The following is a 453-nucleotide window of genomic DNA, read 5'->3' as shown; positions in this document are numbered from 1 at the left end:
ATCCCTTCTGTTTCCTCAAACGAAGGATATAAGAAAAGATCAGCACCTTGGAATGCACCCAAAAGTACATCTCCTGTAATATATCCTGGGAAAATCAGATTTTTATAGGTGTTATTTTTTACGAGGTGACGAATATCTTTTGGTACCAATCGTAAATCAGTGTAGCCAAACCAGATAAATGTATATTCTGGATGTCGCTTTGCTAATTCAGCAAAATCAAAAATGCCTTTTCGTTCAAAAAAAAGGCCGACACTCATAATGACCTTTTGTTTATCACCAAGTTGAAAATACTCACGAAACGCGCGCACTTTATGCGTATCATATTGATATTTTGCTAATTCAACACCATTAGAAATGGCGGTAATTGGTTGTGTCAAACCGTAGTTTTGTAATAATGTTTTAGAATAGGGTGTTGGCGTAATGAGTCCATCAGCCTTACCATATAGTGAAATC

General features: G+C 36.2%; 1 protein-coding gene. It reads right to left on the bottom strand.

Features of this window, described 5'->3' with window-relative positions; genetic code table 11:
- Positions 1 to 453: glycosyltransferase family protein (locus RTR43_RS25365; RefSeq protein WP_483870159.1), on the bottom strand; the 453-nt coding region annotated here is incomplete at both ends.

This window comes from Neobacillus sp., from assembly GCF_031988165.1.
GTDB classification, from domain to species: Bacteria; Bacillota; Bacilli; order Bacillales; family Cytobacillaceae; genus Neobacillus; species Neobacillus rhizosphaerae.
Note: the sequence above shows the minus strand (reverse complement) of the source record. Positions and strands in the feature narration are given on the sequence as shown.